The organism is uncultured Tateyamaria sp. (assembly GCF_947496075.1).
Lineage (GTDB): Bacteria > Pseudomonadota > Alphaproteobacteria > Rhodobacterales > Rhodobacteraceae > Tateyamaria.
In genome coordinates this window covers 274,222-290,453 of record NZ_CANMBJ010000003.1, presented here as the reverse complement: position 1 = coordinate 290,453, position 16,232 = coordinate 274,222, and the positions used below count along the sequence as shown (strand labels likewise).

General features: G+C 61.6%; 15 protein-coding genes. 13 read left to right on the top strand and 2 right to left on the bottom strand.

Going from position 1 to position 16,232, the window contains the following annotated elements; translation table 11 throughout:
- The 11 genes from Q1A51_RS12340 to Q1A51_RS12290 all read left to right on the top strand — a co-directional run.
- Positions 1-307 (top strand): hypothetical protein (locus tag Q1A51_RS12340; protein WP_299671354.1); only part of this gene is annotated, 307 nt, incomplete at its 5' end.
- Positions 307-1,536, top strand: a complete 1,230-nt coding sequence (locus Q1A51_RS12335; RefSeq protein ID WP_299605300.1) for an arginine deiminase — start codon at positions 307-309, stop codon at positions 1,534-1,536. The genes Q1A51_RS12340 and Q1A51_RS12335, both read left to right, overlap by 1 nt.
- 21 nt (positions 1,537-1,557) lie before the next feature.
- Complete coding sequence (gene argF, locus Q1A51_RS12330) at positions 1,558-2,559, top strand: ornithine carbamoyltransferase (RefSeq protein WP_299605303.1); 1,002 nt, start codon at positions 1,558-1,560, stop codon at positions 2,557-2,559.
- A 2-nt stretch (positions 2,560-2,561) separates the two neighbouring features.
- Positions 2,562-3,545 carry a carbamate kinase gene (arcC, locus tag Q1A51_RS12325; protein ID WP_299605305.1) on the top strand — a complete coding sequence of 328 codons (984 nt, stop codon included), beginning with the start codon at positions 2,562-2,564 and terminating at the stop codon, positions 3,543-3,545.
- Entirely contained in the window at positions 3,535-4,896 is a 1,362-nt protein-coding gene (locus Q1A51_RS12320) for a V-type ATP synthase subunit B (protein ID WP_299605308.1), read from the top strand. The genes arcC and Q1A51_RS12320 overlap by 11 nt, the downstream gene beginning before the upstream one ends.
- Positions 4,874-5,470 (top strand): V-type ATP synthase subunit D, encoded by a 597-nt coding sequence (locus tag Q1A51_RS12315; protein ID WP_299605310.1) that lies wholly within the window; start codon positions 4,874-4,876, stop codon positions 5,468-5,470. Before Q1A51_RS12320 ends, Q1A51_RS12315 begins: the two co-directional genes overlap by 23 nt.
- Complete coding sequence (locus Q1A51_RS12310; RefSeq protein WP_299605312.1) at positions 5,467-7,260, top strand: hypothetical protein; 1,794 nt, start codon at positions 5,467-5,469, stop codon at positions 7,258-7,260. Before Q1A51_RS12315 ends, Q1A51_RS12310 begins: the two co-directional genes overlap by 4 nt.
- Positions 7,257-7,700 (top strand): ATP synthase subunit C, encoded by a 444-nt coding sequence (locus tag Q1A51_RS12305; RefSeq protein ID WP_299206065.1) that lies wholly within the window; start codon positions 7,257-7,259, stop codon positions 7,698-7,700. The genes Q1A51_RS12310 and Q1A51_RS12305 overlap by 4 nt, the downstream gene beginning before the upstream one ends.
- On the top strand, positions 7,700-8,377 hold the full coding sequence (locus tag Q1A51_RS12300) for a hypothetical protein (protein WP_299605314.1): 678 nt from the start codon (positions 7,700-7,702) through the stop codon (positions 8,375-8,377). The genes Q1A51_RS12305 and Q1A51_RS12300 overlap by 1 nt, the downstream gene beginning before the upstream one ends.
- Before the next feature lie 2 nt (positions 8,378-8,379).
- Positions 8,380-9,072 carry a hypothetical protein gene (locus Q1A51_RS12295; RefSeq protein ID WP_299605317.1) on the top strand — a complete coding sequence of 231 codons (693 nt, stop codon included), beginning with the start codon at positions 8,380-8,382 and terminating at the stop codon, positions 9,070-9,072.
- Positions 9,069-10,916: a V-type ATP synthase subunit A gene (locus Q1A51_RS12290; RefSeq protein WP_299605318.1), complete on the top strand. Its 1,848-nt coding sequence runs from the start codon at positions 9,069-9,071 to the stop codon at positions 10,914-10,916. Before Q1A51_RS12295 ends, Q1A51_RS12290 begins: the two co-directional genes overlap by 4 nt.
- A gap of 7 nt (positions 10,917-10,923) precedes the next feature.
- On the opposite strand, the gene Q1A51_RS12285 is transcribed toward Q1A51_RS12290, so the two are convergent.
- Together Q1A51_RS12285 and Q1A51_RS12280 are read right to left on the bottom strand one after the other, a co-directional pair.
- A complete protein-coding gene (locus tag Q1A51_RS12285) occupies positions 10,924-11,784 on the bottom strand; it encodes a CobW family GTP-binding protein (RefSeq protein WP_299671351.1) in 861 nt (286 codons plus the stop codon).
- A gap of 10 nt (positions 11,785-11,794) precedes the next feature.
- Complete coding sequence (locus Q1A51_RS12280; protein ID WP_299605324.1) at positions 11,795-13,432, bottom strand: amidohydrolase; 1,638 nt, start codon at positions 13,430-13,432, stop codon at positions 11,795-11,797.
- Positions 13,433-13,539: 107 nt separating this feature from the next.
- Here Q1A51_RS12280 and Q1A51_RS12275 point away from each other — a divergent pair, with 107 nt between their 5' ends.
- Positions 13,540-14,472 carry a LysR family transcriptional regulator gene (locus tag Q1A51_RS12275; RefSeq protein ID WP_299605327.1) on the top strand — a complete coding sequence of 311 codons (933 nt, stop codon included), beginning with the start codon at positions 13,540-13,542 and terminating at the stop codon, positions 14,470-14,472.
- A gap of 116 nt (positions 14,473-14,588) precedes the next feature.
- Entirely contained in the window at positions 14,589-16,169 is a 1,581-nt protein-coding gene (locus tag Q1A51_RS12270) for an ABC transporter substrate-binding protein (RefSeq protein ID WP_299605329.1), read from the top strand.
- The last annotated feature ends 63 nt before the right edge of the window (positions 16,170-16,232 follow it).

Genomic DNA, 16,232 nt, shown 5'->3' with positions numbered 1-16,232 from the left:
AAATCTTGCCGAGCAGTTCGAGTTCATTGTCCTGCTGGCGACCCTGTCGACGTTGTTTCCCTACCTCCTTTGCGCGCTGGCTGAGCTGGCGCTGCGTGCACGTGGCGTGGTGGGCCCGTCGCCGGGTGAAATGAGCAAGGTCATTCTGCTGGCCGTCTTGGGCTTCATCTACTCCGTCTGGGCGATTTTCGGATCGGGGGCGGAGGTCGTGTTTTACGGCTTCCTGCTGCTGATGGCGGGGGTGCCTGTCTACGTCTGGCAATGCTGGATGAAGGGAACGGATTTCACACAGGAAGGAACACTTTGATGTCTGGATTTGGTGCGCATTCAGAGATCGGCAAGCTGCGCAAGGTCATGGTCTGTGAACCGGGGCTTGCCCATGCGCGGCTGACCCCCGGCAATGCGGCGGAACTACTGTACGATGACGTATTGTGGGTCAACAAGGCGCGTCGGGACCACGCCGATTTCCGTATGAAGATGGAGGAGCGTGGGGTCGAGGTGCTGGAGTTCCAGGCTCTGCTGGCCACCACGTTGAAGGACGCGGAGGCGCGTAAGTGGGTGCTCGACAGGCGCATTACCCAGAACCAGGTGGGCGTCGGTATGCTGGGCGAGTTGCGCAGCTGGCTGGACGAAATGGCAGCCAAGGACCTTGCCAAGTTTCTGATCGGTGGGATTTCGGTGCAGGACCTGCCCTTCACCCCGTCGGGCATGTTCGGCAGCTATCTGGGCACCTTGGGCTTTGTCATTCCCCCACTGCCCAACACGCAGTTCACTCGCGACAACAGTTGCTGGATTTACGGCGGTGTCACCGTCAACCCGATGTACTGGCCCGCGCGCAAGCCCGAGACCTTGCTGGTCACGGCGATCTACACGTTCCACCCGGATTTCAAAGGGGGCGATTTCGACATCTGGTGGGGTGATCCGGACACGGATTATGGCCCGGCCACGGTTGAGGGCGGCGATGTCATGCCGTGGGGCAAGGGCACCGTCCTGATCGGCATGGGTGAGCGCACGACGCCGCAGGCTGTGGGGCAGGTGGCCAAAGCGCTCTTTGCCAAGGAAGCGGCAGAGCGGGTGGTGGCCTGCCAAATGCCGCGCAGCCGGGCGGCGATGCATCTGGACACGGTGTTCAGCCATTGTGACCGAGAGACCGCGACCGCCTTTGTCGAGGTCTGCAACGAGATCAAATGCGTCAGCCTGCGCCCCGGCAACCGCGAGGGCAGCATCGACTTTCATCACGAGGACAAGCACCTGTTCGACGTGGCCGCCGAATGCCTTGGCATCAAGGCCCTGAACATCGTGCAAACCGGCGGCGATGCCTTCAACCAGGAGCGTGAGCAATGGGACGACGGCAACAATGTTGTCGCCATCGAACCCGGTGTCGTCGTGGCCTACGACCGCAACACCTACACCAACACGTTGCTGCGCAAGGCGGGGGTCGAGGTCATCACCATTGCCGGGTCCGAGCTGGGCCGGGGCAGGGGCGGGGGGCATTGCATGACCTGCCCGATCTGGCGTGACCCGGTGGATTACTGATCAATCGAAAGGACGAGGCCCATGGCATTCAATCTCAAAGGGCGCAGTTTCCTGAAGCTGCTGGATTTCGACCAGCGCGAGCTGCGCTATTTGCTGGACCTGTCGCGCGATTTGAAGCGCGCGAAGTATTCGGGGACCGAGCAGCAGCACCTGCGGGGCAAGAATATCTGCCTGATTTTCGAGAAGAGCTCGACCCGGACCATGTGCGCCTTTGAAGTGGCGGCGATGGATCAGGGGGCGGGGGTCACGTACCTTGGGCCGTCGGGGTCGCAGATCGGGCACAAGGAAAGCATGAAGGACACGGCCCGTGTGCTGGGCCGCATGTATGACGGGATCGAGTATCGCGGCTTTGGTCAGGATCTGGTCGAGACCTTGGCGGAGCACGCGGGTGTGCCGGTTTTCAATGGGCTGACGGACGAGTTTCACCCGACCCAGATGTTGGCCGATCTGCTGACAATGCAGGAATACGCGGAAAAGCCGCTGCATGACATCAGCTATGCCTATGTGGGTGATGGCCGGTCGAATATGGGCCATTCGCTGATGATCGCGGGCTGTCTGATGGGCATGGATGTGCGCATCGCCTCGCCCAAGGAGCTGTGGCCGACGGATGAGTTTCGCGGCCCGGCCGAGGAAGCCGCGGCCAAGTATGGTGCGACCCTGACCATCACCGATGACCCGGCCGAGGCCGTGAAGGGTGTTGATTTCATCCATACCGATGTCTGGGTGTCGATGGGCGAAGCCGACGATGTCTGGGAGCAGCGGATCAAGCAGCTGACCCCTTACCAGGTCAACGCCGATCTGATGGCCGCCAGCGGCAAATCCAGCACGCGGTTCATGCATTGCCTGCCCGCCTTCCACAACACCGAGACCAAGGTGGGACAGGAGATTTTCGAGAAGTTCGGCATCTCGGAAATGGAGGTGACCGAGGAGGTGTTCGAAAGCCCGGCAGGCATTCAGTTTGAGCAGGCCGAGAACCGGATGCACACGATCAAGGCCGTGCTCGTGGCCACGTTGGGGCGCTGATCATGCGGATTGTCACGGCTTTGGGTGGTAATGCCCTGTTGCGGCGCGGCCAAGCGCTGACGGCAGAGAACCAGCGCGCGAACACCGCGATTGCTGCGGAAGCGTTGGCGAAGATCGCCATGGATCACGAGTTGATCATCACCCACGGCAACGGCCCGCAGGTGGGGCTGTTGGCCTTGCAGGGCCATGCCTACAAACCGGACGAAGCCTATCCGCTGGATGTGCTGGGCGCGCAGACCGACGGCATGATCGGCTACATGATCGAGCAGGAGCTGGGCAACCGGCTGCCGTTCGAAAAGCCGCTGGCCACGTTGCTGACCATGATTGAGGTGGACCGGGATGATCCCGCCTTTGCAGATCCGACGAAATTCGTAGGTCCCGTCTATGACAAGGCCGAGGCGGACCGGATTGCGGCTGAAAAGGGTTGGCAGATGCGGGCCGATGGCGACAAGTGGCGGCGCGTTGTACCCTCGCCCTTGCCGCAACGCATCTTTCAACTGCGTCCGATCAAGTGGCTGGTAGAGCAGGGCACCGTGGTGATCTGTGCGGGCGGTGGGGGCATTCCGACTGCCTATTCTGCCGAAGGTGATCTGGAAGGCATCGAGGCGGTGATCGACAAGGACTTCGCCTCGGAACTCTTGGCGCGCGAGATTGGCGCGGACCTGTTCATTGCCGCGACGGACACCGAAGGGGTGTTTCTGGACTGGGGCACGCCCGACCAGCGCGTGATCAAGCTGGCGTCGCCCGAGGCGTTGGAAAAGCACAGCTTTGCCGCCGGGTCCATGGGACCGAAAGTGGCCGCAGCCTGCCAGTTCGCCCGTAAGACTGGCAAGACAGCGGCGATAGGTAGGCTCGCGGATCTGGACGCCATGGTCGCCGGGGACAAGGGCACGCTGATTTCAACCGATGCGACGGGCATCACATTCCATGACCCATCCCCGGATGAGGGTGCGGCGGTTGAAACGGAGGTGCGCCATGGTGCGTGAACTGATCCGCTATTCGCAAGTTCTGGAAATCGTGGGCGATACGCTCAAGGTCCATGTGCCGGAGAGGGCCGGGGCGGACAGCGTGGTGCGCTATGGCGATCTGGCCGTGGTGAAAAGCGTGGATGGTGCGACATCGCTGGCGCAGGTCATTCGGATTGAGCGCGATATCGTGTCCCTGCAAGTGTTTTCCGGCACCAAGGGGATTTCAACTGGAGCCACGGCAACCTTTCTGGGCCACCCGATGCAGGCGCCTTATTCCGGCAACATCCTGGGCCGCGTCTTTGACGGGGCGGGGGCTCCGGTGGACGGTGGGCCGGACCTGAGCGGTGAACCGCGATACGACATTGGCGGGCCATCGGTGAACCCGGCGGAGCGCATCGTGCCCAAGCGGATGATCCGCACCGATGTGCCGATGATTGACGTGTTCAACACTCTGGTCGAAAGCCAGAAGATCCCGATCTTTTCGGTGTCGGGCGAGCCCTACAATCCGTTTCTCGCGCGCATCGGCATCCAGGCGGACGCGGATATTGTTGTCTTTGGCGGCATGGGCCTGATCTTTGACGACTTCCACACCTTCCGGCAGTCATTCGAGGACGCCGGGGTGTTTTCGCGCACGGTCATGTTCGTCAATCAGGCGTCTGACCCGCTGGTCGAACGACTGCTGGTGCCGGACATGGCGCTGGCCGTGGCCGAGAAATTTGCGGTGGAAGAGGGCAAGCGCGTGCTGGTCCTGCTGACCGACATGACCGCCTATGCCGACGCGATGAAAGAGGTTGGCATCAGCCAGGAGCGGGTGCCGTCGCAGCGCGGCTATATGGGTGACCTCTATAGCGAATTGGCGCGCCGGTACGAGAAAGCGTGCGACTATGCCAAGGGTGGGTCGGTCACCATTCTGGCCGCGACCACCATGCCGGGCAATGATGTGACCCACCCTGTGCCTGACAACACCGGCTACATCACCGAGGGGCAGTTTTACCTGCATTCCGGTGTGATTGACCCGTTCGGCAGCCTGTCGCGCCTCAAACAGAACGTTGTGGGCAAGACCACGCGCGAGGATCACAGCCAGATCATGAACACGATGATCCGGTTCTATTCCGAAGCCCGCGATGCGGCCCAGAAACAGGCGATGGCGTTCGAGCTGTCGGACTATGACCACCAGGTGCTGAAGTTTGGCGACCTGTTCCGCGCGCGGTTCATGGACATCAACGTGTCCATGCCGCTGGAGGAAGCGCTGGACCTGTGCTGGCAGACGCTGGCCGAATGCTTCACCGCAGAACAGTTGCTGATGAAGCAGACCCTGATCGACAAATTTTTCCCCAAGGTGGCTGATGGCGCGCTTGCAGCTGAATAAATCCTCGCTCGCCCGAGAGGCGGCGCAGTTGCGGTCCTATGAGCGGTTTTTGCCGTCCTTGGACCTGAAGCGTCAGCAGCTGATGGCGGAACGGGCCAAGGCTGTGGCCGAGGTGGCGGCCTTGCAGGAGGAAGTCGACCGGCTGGCGGCGGAGGTCGGGCGCGATGTGCCGATGCTGAGCAATCGCGACATTGATCTGAGCGGGTTGGTGGAACTGACCGATTATCATCTGGGTGAGGAAAACGTGGTGGGCACGCGGTTGCCCGTGCTCGACCGGATCGAGGTGACGGTGCGCCCCTATTCCCCCATGGTTCTGCCCCATTGGGTCGATCATGTGACGCACCTGTTGCACGACATGCTGACCGTCCGGTTGCGTGTTCAGGTGGCGCGCCAGCGGGTCGAGGTGCTGGACCGTGCTGTCCAGACCGTGACCCAGCGGCTGAACCTGTTTGACAAGGTGCTGATCCCAAACGCCCACGCCAACATCAAGAAAATCCGCATTTACCTGAGCGACGAGCAGACCAGTGCCGTGACACGGTCTAAGATCGCCAAGCGGAAGCGGGGGGCGGCATGAGCATTGCGCCCTTGAAAAAGCTGAGCCTAGTGGGGCCTGTGGAGGCGCAGGACGCGGCCCTGACCCGGCTTCAGGATATGGGTGTGATGCATATCCTGCCGCTGGTTCCAGTCGAAGCCCGCGTGGAGAAGCGCGTGAGTCGGGAGGCGGAGGAAGCCTATAAGGCGCTGCGCTTTTTGGCTGTTGTGCCGGGGCCGCGACGGCAGGTGCGCAGCGATCCCGATTTCGATGTGCAGGCCTTTGTTGCGGATGTGCTGGCGCTGAAGGACAGGTTGCGCGCCGCGCGGGACCGTCGTGATGCGCTGGCCAATCGGCTCGCGCATATGCAGCCATGGGGGGATTTTGAATTCCCGCCGCTTGAGAGCCTTGCAGGTCAGCGCCTGTGGTTCTGGCAATTGCCGGTGAAGCACCGCGCGGCGCTGCAATCGGTGGACCTGCCGTGGGAGATTGTCGGGCAAGATGCGCGGTATCTCTTTGTTGTGGTTCTGAGCCCGGATGAGCCGCCGAGCGACCTGTTGCCAATACCCCGGGTGCATTTGGGGGCGAAACCCGGCCGAGTGCTTGAAGCCGATCTGGAAACTGCCGAGATCGAGATTGAAACCCTGCTGGGCGAGCGGATGGCGTTGACGCGTTATCTGACCTTGCTACGCGGCAAGCTGTCCGAGGCCGAAACGCTGGCCGAACGGGCCTTTGCCGACAGTCAGACCTTGCGTGATCCGGACCTTTTTGCGGTGCAGGGCTGGGTGACCGAGGCGCGCGTGCTGGAGGTCGAGGAGGCCTGTGCCCATCTGGGACTGGCCGTGTTGATCGAAGCGCCAGGACCCGAGGACACGCCGCCCACCTTGCTGGAGCAACCCGATGAGGCGGGCGCAGGGGTCGATCTGGCGACGTTCTATCAGCCGCCCCATTACCGGGCGTGGGACCCGACGCGGATGCTGATGCTGTCCTTTGCCCTGTTCTTTGCCATGATCGTGGCGGATGCGGGCTATGGCATCGCGGTGGCCCTGCTTGTTCTGACCTTTTGGCGGCGATTGGGCGTCAGCGCGCATATGCGGGCGTGGCGGCGGATGGGGTTGTATCTGGCCGGGGCGGCCGTGGCGTTTGGCGTGATCGTGGGCGGCTATTTTGGCTTTGCTCCGCCGGAACGAGGTGTGCTGGGCGGCCTTGCGTTCCTTGATCTCAATGATTTCGACACGATGATGACCCTGTCGATCCTGATCGGTGTGCTGCACATCTGCTTTGCCAACGCGATGGCGTTTCAGGCCAAGAGGACGCGCAGCCGCTATGCCAATCTGGGCTGGATCGCCCTGCTGGCGGGCGGGGTGGTGCTGTGGATCGGCGGCCTGGAAGGATCATCCCGCGACATTGGCGCGGCCCTGATGGGCGTGGGCCTGCTTCTGGTCATGGCCTATGCCAGTGACCGGCCTGTGCGGCAGCCCAAGGACTGGCTGTGGCGCGGGTTTGACGGTCTCAAAGGTGCTGCGGGCTTGATGGGCATGTTTGGCGACGTGCTGTCTTATATGCGCCTGTTCGCGCTTGGTCTCGCCTCGGCTTCGCTGGCCATCACGTTCAACGATCTGGCGGCGGATGTGATGGCGTCCGGCTCCGGCCTGGCCGTGCTGGGCGGGCTGCTGATCTTTGTCATCGGTCATGTGCTCAATTTCGCGCTCGCGATGATGAGCGGTGTTGTGCACGGGCTGCGGCTTAATTTCATCGAGTTTTACAAATGGGGTCTGCCCGAGGAAGGCATCGTCTTCCGGGCCTTTGCCCGCAAGGAGGTTCAGGAATGAATGAGTTTGTAATCGCATTGGGGTGGGTCGGTATTTTTTCCCCCATGGCCCTGGGTGCTGTCGCCAGTTCCATCGGCTGTTCGATTGCCGGGCAGGCCAGCATTGGTGCGATGCTGGAGACCGAGGGAGGCTATGGCCGGTTTGTCGGCATCTCGGCCTTTCCGTCGACCTTTGTAATCTACGGCATTGTCATCATGTTCACGCTGAACCGCGAGGTGACGCTTGAGAATGCGGGGGGCCTGTTTGGGGTCGGTCTGCTGTCGGGCATTGCGCTGCTGTATTCCGGGATCTGGCAGGGGCGTGCCTGTGCCGCAGCGATCAATGCGTCGAAGGAGAAGCCGCAGATCTTTGGTTTGGCGCTGGCGCCAGCGGCCATTATCGAGGGCTTTGGCGTCTTTGCCTTTGTCTTTGCCCTGGTCATCAGCGCGGGGATTGCGTGATGGCAGCGGAGCAGGAGACAGCCAGAGGGGTGGATGCCCTGATCGCGCGGTTGCGTCACGATGGTGTGGCCGCAGGCACGGCAGAGGCGGAGCGGTTGGTGGCCGACGCGCAGGCGCAGGCGGTAAGGATCGTGGCCGAGGCGGAGGCGGTGGCAGAGAACACTAGGGCCGATGCCAAGAAGGCGGCAGATCGGTACACCCGCGCCGGCGAAGAGGCGTTGAACACTGCCATGCGGGATGCGGTGCTGACGATGAAATCGACGATGATGGCGCAGTTCGAACAGGATGTGCAGCGGATGGTCAGCGCCGAGATGTCTGACCCCGAGATGCTGCGCCAGATGGTGCTGGAGCTGGTCGGGCGGGCCGGGCAGGCGGCGTCGATGGGCGAGGGGGCCAGTGTGATCTTGCCTGCCGAGGTGGTGGGTCCCGAGGCGATCACGGCCAATGCCGATGACATCCAGTCGGGCGCGCTGACCCAATATGTTCTGGGTCTGGCGCAGGACAAGTTGAAAGAGGGTGTGACCCTGTATGCCGCAAGTGATCTGCACGCCGGTATCCGGGCGCAGGCGGGTGAGGATGGCGTGGCCCTGGACCTGTCGGATCAAGCCATTGCCGCGCTGCTCATGCAGCATTTGCAGCCCCGGTTCCGCGCCGTGCTTGAGGGGGTGATCAAGTAGCCATGTCTGATCCCGATGCCTATGTCGCGCTGGTGTCCAGCCTGCCGAGTTCGGAGCGGTTGTTTGTGGCCAAGCGGCCCCCGTTGTCACGCTTGCGGCTCAACAGGCGCCTGTCGGCGCTGAGCGAAACACATGCGCAGACGCTTGCGCGGATGGAGCGGTTGCTGAGCTGGTCGGCCTATGATCCGGGGTCGGACCTGGACACGTTGGTGGGGCGGGCAAAGGAGCTGATGGCCGATCTGCCATATCGCACGTTGCGTCGCATCGTGGACGAACGGATGGAGTTGCGCACCGCCGTGGCCGCGCTGCGGATGCGGCATGGTGGAGCAAAGCCGCCTGAAACGGATTGGGGCTATGGCGTCTGGACCTCTCAGATCGCGGCCAATTGGACCGAGCCCGCCTTTGGCCTTGAGCGGTCACTGCCGTGGCTGCGGCAGGCGGGGCAGTTGCTGGAACAGGGAGACCCGCTGGGCCTGCAACGCCATCTGCTGGACGTCACCTTTCGCCAGTTGCAGCGTCATGCAGGCCGCCATCACTTCGATTTCGAAGCGGTGGTGATCTACGTGCTGAAGTGGAACATCTTTGACCGCTGGGCCAAGGCCGACAGTGTGGCTGCCGCACAGCGCTTTACCGAGCTGTCCGAAGATGCGCTGAAGAATTTCCCCCACCTGCAAGCGGAAGGAGCCACAGCATGACCGCCGCCGTAAAGAAGGCTCAACATCCCGAGGCCGACACCGCTACCGCCCGCATCGTTGCCGTGCAGGAGGGGTTGGTGCGGATTGAATCCATGGACAATCCTGATGGAACGCCGGGGGCATTGGTCAAGAACGAGATGGTCTATATCCTGCCCAGCCGTCCGGCGGCGGGAGGCCGGCAGGAGCGGCTGAAGGCCGAGATATTGCGCGTGCGGGGCAATACTGCAGACGCGCAGGTCTATGAAAGCACGCAAGGCGTGGCCGTGGGCGATCCGGTGGTGCAAAGCGGGCAGCTTCTGTCGGTGGCGCTGGGGCCCGGGTTGCTGGGGCAGGTCTATGACGGGTTGCAGGCGCCGCTGAAGCAGGTGGCCAATGCTTATGGCATTTTCCTGCCGCGTGGCGCGGATGTGGACCCGCTGGATCGCGCGGCCAAGTGGTCGTTCACGCCGTCGGTGAAGCTGGGTGACACGGTCATCGCTGGTCAGACCATCGGGACGGTGCCCGAGGGCCGCTTTACCCACAAGATCATGCTGCCGTTCAACTGGACGGGCACCTACACCGTCAACTGGGTGCAGAAGGGGGCTGTGACCGTCAATGACCCTGTCGCGCGCCTGACCTCGGATGGCGGGCAAGAGCATGTGATCCCGCTGTCGCAGCGCTGGCCGGTGCGGCGGCCCATGGCAGGTGATCTGCTGAAATCGGGTGCCGTACAGCGCAAGTTTCCCGACACGCCCATCCTGACCTCGCAACGGTTGATCGACACGTTCTTTCCCATCGCGCGGGGTGGAACGGCGTGTATTCCCGGACCCTTTGGGGCGGGCAAGACCGTGTTGCAGAACCTGATCGCGCGCAATGCGCAGGTGGATATCGTGATCATCGTGGCCTGCGGGGAACGCGCGGGCGAAGTGGTCGAGACCATCACCGAATATCCCGAGATGACCGACCCGACCTCGGGCGGGAGCCTGATGGATCGCACGATCATCATCTGCAACACGTCGTCGATGCCTGTGGCCGCACGTGAAGCGTCGATTTTCACCGGGATCACCTTGGGTGAGTATTACCGCCAGATGGGGCTGGACGTGCTGCTGATCGCCGACAGTACGTCCCGCTGGGCGCAGGCGATGCGCGAAACGAGCGGGCGGCTGGAGGAAATCCCGGGCGAGGAGGGATTTCCCGCTTACCTCGAAAGCTCGATCAAGGGCCTTTATGAGCGTGCTGGGGTGATCGAGGCTGCGGATGGGGCCACGGGTAGCCTGACGATGATTGGCACCGTGTCGCCGGCGGGCGGCAACTTTGACGAGCCGGTCACGCAAGCGACCCTGTCCACGGTGAAGTGTTTCCTCGGCCTGTCGTCGGAGCGCGCCTACAAACGCTTCTATCCGGCGGTGGACCCGCTTCTTTCGTGGTCGCGCTATCTGGACCAGATGGCGGACTGGTATGATCGCCATATCGAACCGGGCTGGACGGGCAGGGTGAAGGCGCTGCAAGCCCTGCTGGAGCAGGGCGAGCAGATCAGCCAGATGATGAAGGTGACGGGTGAGGAGGGTGTGACCCTTGGCGACTACGTGACCTTCCAGAAGGCACTGTTCGTCGACATGATCTTTCTTCAGCAAGACGCGTTTGACGACGTGGACAGTTGCGCGCCGCTTGACCGGCAGCAACGTGTGTTCGGGCTGATGCAGCGGGTCGTGGATGCCACGATGACGCTTGAGGACAAGGGTGCGATCCGCAGCTGGTTCACCGAGATCACCGGCCTTTTCAAGAACTTCCACTACGCGGCGGATGGCACGCCGGAATACAAGTCGCTGCTGGCGCAGATCGAAGCGAAGATTGCGGAGCTGTGAGTGCGCTTTACGCCGCTGTCGAGGCCGTGTTGTTTTTCTTTTCGATGATCACGATGCCGGGTTTCAAGGCTGGGTCGGCCTGTGTCAGCGTGAAGCGTTTGCCAACCAGTTGCAGCGTGACCAGCGCGCCATCGGGTTCATTCATCAGGTGGCCTTTGGCCCTCACGACCGCGTCGGTGTCGGCAAGGGACTGGGCAAGCGCGTGGGCATCGACTGGTCCCGGCGGCGTGAAGGTGCGGGAGGTCAGTTCAATGTGGTGCGGCCCCGCGTCAAATACAGCGGGGCTGCGCTGCGAGATGTCCGGCGACAGCACGTGGTGCAGGATGTCGCTGCTGTTTTCAACCAGAGTGGCGCCGCGCGCGTGGCGGCCGATACTGAACCGGCTGGCGTTCAACTGGTCCTGTGTGGCGAGATCGGTTTTTGTCAGCACGACAAGGTCTGCGGCCCCCAGTTGCCGGGTGATCGTGTCGGCCAGATAGTTGTCCTGAAGCTGTGCTGGCAGTCCCTCAGCGTCTGCCAGCACGACGACGCCCAAAACCTGAATGTCCTTGCCGAACAATCCGACCGATGCCGCGATCTTGTCGGGCAGGGCCACGCCGGATGTCTCCAGCAGCACGTGATCGGGCTTGGGATCAAGGGTACGCATCTTGCTGAGCGCCAGCATGAGATCATCGCCATAGGAGCAGCAGACGCATCCACCCGCCAGCGCAATCAGGTCCTCGTCCTGCGCTTCGATCAGATCGGCGTCGATCGGCAGTGCGCCGAATTCGTTGACCAAAACGGCCAGCCGTTGCCCGTTTGCGTTGCGCAGGATCTGATTGATCAGGGTCGTTTTACCTGCGCCCAGATAGCCGGCAATGATTGTCATAGGCAGGGTGTCAGACATCGGCGGCTGCGAAGGGTTTTCCGCCAAGGACGGTGCCCCAGACCCGTGTGTCTTTCAGCCGTTCGGTGCCCATTTCTTCCGGGTCGTCTTCGAGCACGGCGAAATCCGCCCGCTTGCCGGCTTCGATCGAGCCGACCTCTCCATCCATGTGGAGGGTATAGGCGGCGCCGAGAGTGATAGCGTAAAGCGCTTGATCGAGCGTGATCTTTTCCGCTTCTCCCAGTGTCCGCCCCGATGCGGTTTTGCGGTTCATGGCGCACCACCCGGTGAACAGGGGACCAAGTGGCGTGATGGGCGCATCCGAATGAATGCCGAAGGGCACGCCTTCCCGTGCGGCGGTGCCTGCGGCGTTCATGCGTTCGGCCCGTTCCGGGCCGACCGTCAGGTCGTAGTGCTGGTCGCCCCAATAGTGGTGGTGGTTGGCAAAGAGGTTCACGCACAGGCCCAGTTCCTTGATTTGTCGGAATTGGGCCGTGTCGGCCAGTTGGCAGTGTTGCAGGGTGAAGCGGTGGTCGGTGGACGGCGTTTTGCGCAGGGCCTTGCGCATGGTGTCGATGACAAGTTGCGTCGCCTCGTCCCCGTTGGTGTGGCAATGCACTTGTATGCCTTTGGCGAGCGAGGTTTCGAGGATGTAGGCCAGTTGCTCGGGCGCGATGTACCACAGCCCGTTGGGTGCACCATTATAGTAGCCGGGCGCGCGCAGACGTGCGGAGAACCCCTGGATCGAGCCGTCGACCACGATCTTGATCCGGCCCAGGCGCAGCTTTTCGGTGCTTTGCGGGGCGAGCGCCTCGACATGTTTGATCAGATCCTCGGGGCTGACACCGTGGTGAAAGCGCAAGGGGACGATGCGGGCGGGGTAGGCGGTGTTGTCGGTGACTTTGTGCATCAGCTTAACCGCATCTTCGGGCAGGCGCGCGGCAAGGTCAGTTGCCGTTGTGACCCCAGCCCGCACGCAAAGCTTGCCGAAGCGCCACATGCCCTGTTCGTCGCAGGCGAGCATGTCGCGGTCGAAGCCTACGTGGATGGAGACGGGGCTCATCACATCGGGGCCTTTCAGTTCGCCGGAGGGCAGGCCGTCTGGCCCAAGCGGCACGCCCTCGTGATTGATTCCGGGTTTCATCAGTCCTGCGAGTTCCAGCGCCTTGGAATTGACGTTCATGATGTGGCCCGAGGCATGCATGATCCCGATGGGGCGGGTGGTCGAGATCGTGTCGAGCTGCGCACGGTCTACGCGCTGGTTGTCGAAATAGATCGGATCGAGCGACCAGGCGGGCAGGGGGGCGTCGGGATCGTCAAGCTTCGCCTCTGCCGCGGCCAGCTTGGACAGGACGGCGTCGAGGTTTTTGCAGCCGGCCTGCATGTCCCCCTCGGGCGACATGCGGTCGAAGAAGCCGACATAGGTGTGGGACCAAAGCGCGCCTTCCTGCAGATGGCAGTGCCCTTCGACAAGGCCGGGCATCAGCACTTTGTCTGCAAATTGGGTGTCGAGCTCATAGTCGCCCCAACCCTTAAGCTCTTCCAGTGATCCTGCGCCAAGGATGAGGCCATCGCGTATGGCCACATGGGTTGCGTGCGGCTTTTGTGGGTTCATCGTCAGGATTTTGCGGGCGGAGAGTATTTTGATCACGTGTGGGGGCCTGCGGCTGAAAACGTCTGTCGTGCAAGGCTAGGCGGTTTTCTTTTTGCCAAAAACTGGATTTAATCGCCGCATAAATACTATTTTATGGGGGAATGATGGCAGTCGGTCTGACGTTGAAGCAGATGCGTTACGTTGAGGCGACTGGACGGCTGGGATCAATTGCGGCTGCAGCAGAAGCGCTGAGCATTTCACAAAGTTCGATCACGGCGGCCATTGATGCGCTTGAGGCGGAGTTGGGGTTTGGCATTTTCACGCGGGTGCCGGCCAAGGGCATTCAGAAAACCCCCGGCGGGGCCGACACGCTGAAACTGATCAGTCGCTTCCTGGCCGACTACAGGGATTTCGAGGCGGAGCTTTACGCGCTTGGCGGGGCCGTGACGGGCACGATCCGGTTGGCCTGTTTCGCAACGGCGGCGGCGACATTCCTGCCGCCTGCGATCAAGCAGTTCCAATCGGAGTTTCCCAATGTGCAGTTCGAGCTGGTCGAGGGCGACATGGACAATGTTGCGGAGTATCTGGACACGGGTGCGGCCGATATCGCCTTTACCTATGATGAAGTGATCGGGAGCCACCATGACTTCGATCTGATGGTCGAACTGCCGCACTATGCCATGGTCAACACGCAGGACCCGCTGGCACAGCGAAAGTCGGTGAGCCTTGCCGATTTGCAGGACCAGCCGATGATCAATCTGCAATTGCAGCGGTCGGGCACGTATTATTCGGACCTGTTTGCCGATGCGGGTTTGACGGTGCGCGTGGCCCATGCCACGTCATCGGTCGAGATGATCCGTACGCTGATTGCCTCAGGATTTGGCTTTTCCATTCTGAATGCCCGTCCTGTAAGCGCGGCGCTCGACAGTCGAGGCATCACCGTTCTGCCCATCACCGACCCGATCCCGGCGCGGCGCTTTGGCCTGGTGACCCAATCGCGGGTCACGCTGCCCTATCCCGTGCAGCGGTTTATCGAGCGTTGCCATGCACTTCGCGACGATGGGGTGTTTGAAAACCTGGCTGTACGTGCCGAGTGAGTTGAGATGATAAGAGCTATTTTTTAGCGCTTTCACACGTATTAAAACTATTTTTTCGAATGATGGGTGCCGCCTAACCTTCTCTCAACAAAAAAGAGACCCTGGGAGAAGAACCGATGAAGATCGCTGTGTTGAGACACCTGGCCATTGCCGCGGGGGTTGCCGCCCTGCTGGGAACGACGGCCATGGCCGAAGACCCCGTGCGTGGCGGGACCCTGATCACGACCCTTCCGCAGACCCCGCGTCACCTGAACCCGGCCGTCCAGTCAGGCATCGTGACGGGTGCGCCGGGGGCGCAACTGTTCGCGGCGCCGCTGCGCTATGATGAGGATTGGACGCCGCAGCCCTACCTTGCCGAAAGCTGGGCGTGGTCGGATGACGGCCTGTCGATGACCCTGAACCTTGTGCAGGGCGCCACCTTCCATGATGGCGAACCGATCACGTCCGAGGACGTCGCATTCTCGGTCGAGACCATCAAGGCGAACCACCCGTTCAAGACCATGTTCGGTGTGGTTGAGGCGGTCGAGACGCCGGATGATCACACTGCCATCCTGAAGCTGTCACAGCCGCACCCGGCGCTGCTCCTGGCCATGTCATCGCAGTTGATGCCGATCATTCCCAAGCATATCTACGGCGATGGTCAGGATCCGAAATCGCATCCCCGCAATGGGAAGGATGTGGTTGGCTCTGGTCCGTTCAAGTTCGTGGAGTTCACGGCAGACCAGCAGGTTATCCTGGAGCGCAACGACGACTTCTTTATCGAGGGGCGTCCGTATCTGGACCGCATTGTCTATCGCATCATCAAGGACGCGTCGGCCCGTGCCATCGGCATGGAAAACGGTGAGCTGCATATGACGACGTTCGAGAACACCGTGCGCAACATCAAGCGGATGTCCGAGAACGATGATCTGGTTGCCACGGACGAAGGCTATGCCGCCATCGGTCCGATCAACTGGTTGGCGTTCAACACCGGGTCGGACGGGCCGCTCGCCGACAAGCGGGTGCGTCAGGCGATTGCCTATGCCATCGACAAGAATTTCATCCTGAACGCCATAATGCTGGGGCTGAGCCAGGAGTCGAAGACGGGTATCCACCCCGGTTCACCGCTCTACTACCCGGATGTGAACGGGTATGATCTGGACATCGACAAGGCCAATGCGCTGCTGGACGAGGCGGGGTATGAAAAGGGCGCAGACGGCATCCGCTTTTCGCTGACCATTGACCATGGCAACCCGACAACAAAGCCGCAGGCCGAGTTCACCAAGGCGTCGCTGGCCAAGGTTGGTATTGATGTCAGCGTGAATTCTTTTGTCGACTTTCCGACCTGGGCCAACAAAATCTCGAACCACGATTTCGACATGACCTGGGACACTGTGTTCAACTGGGGCGACCCGGTGATCGGGGTGCACCGCACCTATGACAGCCAGAACATCAAAGAAGGCGTCATCTGGTCCAACACGCAGCAATACGCCAACGAACGGATCGATGAGCTGATGGCGGCAGCGGGGCAGGAGATTGACCCCGATAAACGTGCAGCGCTTTACAAGGAGTTCCAAGAGATTCTGGCAGATGACCTGCCGGTCTATTGGACCAATACGCTTCCGTATCACACGATCTACAACAAAAAGGTCGGTAACCCGCCTCTGGGCATTTGGTCATCCTCCTCTCCCTATGACCTTGTCTTCTTGAAAGAGTAAGTTGTCCTGAGAAAGACCTTCCTGCCCCGATGTTCGGGGCAGGTTTTCATTGAGGTGGTGGTG

Coding starts and splice junctions, on each gene's coding strand:
- Q1A51_RS12335 (WP_299605300.1), top strand. CDS start 307: ATGTCTGGATTTGGTGCGCATTCAGAGATCGGCAAGCTGCGCAAGGTC.
- argF (WP_299605303.1), top strand. CDS start 1,558: ATGGCATTCAATCTCAAAGGGCGCAGTTTCCTGAAGCTGCTGGATTTC.
- arcC (WP_299605305.1), top strand. CDS start 2,562: ATGCGGATTGTCACGGCTTTGGGTGGTAATGCCCTGTTGCGGCGCGGC.
- Q1A51_RS12320 (WP_299605308.1), top strand. CDS start 3,535: ATGGTGCGTGAACTGATCCGCTATTCGCAAGTTCTGGAAATCGTGGGC.
- Q1A51_RS12315 (WP_299605310.1), top strand. CDS start 4,874: ATGGCGCGCTTGCAGCTGAATAAATCCTCGCTCGCCCGAGAGGCGGCG.
- Q1A51_RS12310 (WP_299605312.1), top strand. CDS start 5,467: ATGAGCATTGCGCCCTTGAAAAAGCTGAGCCTAGTGGGGCCTGTGGAG.
- Q1A51_RS12305 (WP_299206065.1), top strand. CDS start 7,257: ATGAATGAGTTTGTAATCGCATTGGGGTGGGTCGGTATTTTTTCCCCC.
- Q1A51_RS12300 (WP_299605314.1), top strand. CDS start 7,700: ATGGCAGCGGAGCAGGAGACAGCCAGAGGGGTGGATGCCCTGATCGCG.
- Q1A51_RS12295 (WP_299605317.1), top strand. CDS start 8,380: ATGTCTGATCCCGATGCCTATGTCGCGCTGGTGTCCAGCCTGCCGAGT.
- Q1A51_RS12290 (WP_299605318.1), top strand. CDS start 9,069: ATGACCGCCGCCGTAAAGAAGGCTCAACATCCCGAGGCCGACACCGCT.
- Q1A51_RS12285 (WP_299671351.1), bottom strand. CDS start 11,784: ATGACAATCATTGCCGGCTATCTGGGCGCAGGTAAAACGACCCTGATC.
- Q1A51_RS12275 (WP_299605327.1), top strand. CDS start 13,540: ATGGCAGTCGGTCTGACGTTGAAGCAGATGCGTTACGTTGAGGCGACT.
- Q1A51_RS12270 (WP_299605329.1), top strand. CDS start 14,589: ATGAAGATCGCTGTGTTGAGACACCTGGCCATTGCCGCGGGGGTTGCC.